Here is a 3,002-nt window from a genome sequence, read left to right as displayed (position 1 = left end):
CGGATCATGCGGTTAGCTGAATCGTTCTACGGTCAGACGTCAACCCGTCAAAAGTCGGGTGCTCGAGGACTCTGTGTATACAGGACTATTACGAGGCCGCCTATGCGCGGCTTGTTCTGAAAGGGATGGGCTTTCATGCGCTTGATATCACTGGACTCAACTGGACAGAAATCGACACGGCGCAAGACTTTGCTGCTGCAAACGCAATGTTTGGCAGTCCTGTCGCAACCATATCTCGGGGCCAGCAAAAGGTGATGGACGATGCCGATGCAGAAGCTTTGGAAAAAGCATCTCACCCTTCGTGACCCCGCGCAAAAAATTCACCGCAAACCTTGAATGGCGAGCGGTGCGTAACGCAGTGAATACCTTGCCATTTCGGCAAAGGAACATTGCAATTTGGAAGGACTGAAAATGGCCAAAGGTAAAAATGGCAATAAAGAAGCCAAGAAACCTAAACAAGAAAAGCCGAAAGTCTCTGCTACATCGAATTCTAGCGATGGCAAACCAGCACTTTCGATTGCGGACAAGAAGATAAAGTAAGCCATAAAAGCCAAGTGCGGCGGACAAATTCAACGGAACCAGAATACCCGTGAAATATAGTTCGCCGCCCTATTGTAGTGGTCTCATAGCATAGCCACTTCATTAATATTGGCACTCTGGTGTGGCGAGTGCCAATTCCTTTCCAAGCATGCCATCCCTATCCGGAAAACTTCAGAAGGAGTATTTCCATGTTGTTTACACCCCTACATGACCGCGTCTTGGTGCGTCGCATCGAAGAAGACGAAAAGACATCTGGCGGGCTCATTATTCCCGACACAGCCAAAGAGAAACCGCAAGAAGGCGAAGTTGTCTCTGTTGGTGCGGGTGCCAAGGACGAAGCAGGCGCGCGTATTGCGATGGACGTCAAAGCGGGCAACAAAATCCTGTTCGACAAGTGGTCTGGAACTGAGATCAAGATCGACGGCGAAGAGCTGATCATTATGAAGGAGAGCGACATTCTTGGCATTATGGCCTGAACGACGCGACCTCTTTCACATCATTTTCAATGAGGAATACCGACATGTCTGCAAAAGACGTCAAATTCGGCACGGACTCCCGTGACCGCTTGCTCAAGGGCATCAATATTCTCGCCAATACCGTTAAAGTCACGCTCGGCCCCAAGGGTCGCAATGTGGTGATTAACCGTTCGTTCGGCGCGCCGCGCATCACCAAGGACGGCGTAACTGTCGCCAAAGAAATCGAACTGTCTGATCCGTTCGAAAACATGGGCGCACAACTCGTTAAGGACGTCGCATCGCGCACCAATGATGAAGCTGGTGACGGCACGACAACAGCGACAGTTCTAGCGCAGGCCATCGTTAAAGAAGGCATGAAATCGGTCGCAGCAGGCATGAACCCAATGGACCTAAAGCGTGGTATCGACAAAGCGGTTACTGCGGTCATCGACGAGATTAAAACGATGTCTCGCCCTGTGGGTGATACCGCCGAGATTGCCAAAGTCGGCACGATTTCTGCCAACGGCGAGGCGGAGATAGGCCAGCAAATCGCCGATGCGATGGCCAAGGTCGGTAATGAAGGCGTCATCACTGTCGAAGAAAACAAAGGTCTGGAAACAGAAACTGAAGTCGTTGAGGGCATGCAATTTGATCGCGGCTATCTCAGTCCGTATTTCGTGACAGATCCGGCCAAGATGACGACGGATTTAGAGGACTGCGTCATTCTGTTGCACGAGAAGAAGCTGACTTCTCTTGCGCCAATGGTCCCTTTGCTTGAGGCGGTTGTGCAAGCGGACAAGCAGTTGCTGGTGATTGCCGAAGACATCGACGGCGAGGCCCTCGCAACACTTGTCGTGAACAAACTGCGCGGCGGCTTGCAGGTTGCTGGCGTCAAGGCACCCGGTTTCGGAGATCGTCGCAAAGCGATGATGCAAGACTTGGCCGTGCTTACGGGTGGAACGGTTATCTCAGAAGAGTTGGGTATCAAGCTTGAGAATGTCACGATGGACATGCTGGGCGATGCCAAGAAGATCACTATCACCAAAGACAGCACAACCATCATTGATGGGGCCGGTGAAAAGTCGGAAATCGCTGCGCGGGTTAATCAGATCCGTGCTCAGATCGAAGACACAACCTCCGACTACGACAAGGAAAAGCTGCAGGAACGTCTTGCGAAACTTGCGGGCGGTGTCGCAGTGATCAAAGTTGGCGGCGCGACCGAGATTGAGGTGAAGGAACGCAAGGACCGTGTCGATGACGCCTTGAATGCAACACGCGCAGCTGTGGAAGAGGGGGTTGTTCCAGGTGGCGGTGTCGCCTTGGTGCATGCTGGCAAAATCTTGCAAGGCCTCACAGGTGACAACGCGGACCAGTCCGCTGGCATCGCGATCATTCGCAAAGCGCTTCAAGCACCGCTGCGCCAAATTGCAGAAAATGCCGGTGTTGACGGGGCAGTCGTTGCTGGAAAGATCATCGAGAACACCAGCAAGACATTTGGCTATGATGCGCAGTCAGAGACTTATGGCGATATGCTCAAAGCGGGTATAATCGATCCGACCAAAGTGGTGCGCATCGCATTGCAATATGCCGCGTCCGTTGCAGCGCTTTTGATCACAACCGAAGCGATGGTTGCGGACAAACCAGCCAAAGCAGGCGGTAACAGCATGTCTGACATGGGCGGTATGAGTGGTATGGGCGGCATGATGTAACCACGCACGAAACAAGGCCCGCAGGCATCTGTCTGCGGGTTTTTTCTAGCCGCTAGTATCTAGGTTTTCACGCGCATAGCTTCGCAACAAACGCGCAGCTTGACCCGCTATGCCCTCGGACTGGCTTTCGCTGAAAACAGCGTAGGCCGCATAGGCAAATCGCGGTGCATCCTCGATGATATGCAGCCACCCGGCCTGAACCCCTGATGTGATTGATCTGCGTGGAAAATATCCAGACGCAGGGTAAGCATTCGGCGAAGGCCGTGGGCGCGCCGTATTGATCAGAGGTGTTTGGGTA

General features: G+C 52.8%; 4 protein-coding genes and 1 pseudogene. 4 read left to right on the top strand and 1 reads right to left on the bottom strand.

Annotation, left to right across the window (positions count from 1 at the left end):
* The first annotated feature begins 125 nt into the window (after positions 1-125).
* From PFRI_RS06890 to groL, 4 genes are all read left to right on the top strand, one after another.
* Positions 126-305 (top strand): hypothetical protein, encoded by a 180-nt coding sequence (locus PFRI_RS06890; RefSeq protein WP_072629970.1) that lies wholly within the window; start codon positions 126-128, stop codon positions 303-305.
* Between the two features lie 106 nt (positions 306-411).
* Positions 412-540, top strand: a complete 129-nt coding sequence (locus PFRI_RS21835; RefSeq protein ID WP_273508167.1) for a hypothetical protein — start codon at positions 412-414, stop codon at positions 538-540.
* Between the two features lie 188 nt (positions 541-728).
* A complete protein-coding gene (gene groES / locus PFRI_RS06885; RefSeq protein ID WP_072629969.1) occupies positions 729-1,016 on the top strand; it encodes a co-chaperone GroES in 288 nt (95 codons plus the stop codon).
* A gap of 44 nt (positions 1,017-1,060) precedes the next feature.
* Positions 1,061-2,704: a chaperonin GroEL gene (gene groL, locus PFRI_RS06880; RefSeq protein WP_072629968.1), complete on the top strand. Its 1,644-nt coding sequence runs from the start codon at positions 1,061-1,063 to the stop codon at positions 2,702-2,704.
* 45 nt (positions 2,705-2,749) lie between these two features.
* Here groL and PFRI_RS21325 read toward each other — a convergent pair.
* Positions 2,750-3,002 (bottom strand): annotated as a pseudogene (locus PFRI_RS21325) (hypothetical protein); the annotation flags it as partial.

It is taken from the genome of Planktotalea frisia, from assembly GCF_001890925.1.
Taxonomy (GTDB): Bacteria; Pseudomonadota; Alphaproteobacteria; order Rhodobacterales; family Rhodobacteraceae; genus Planktotalea; species Planktotalea frisia.
The sequence above is the reverse complement of the archived record's forward strand: the minus strand, read 5'-3'. Positions and strand labels throughout refer to the sequence as shown.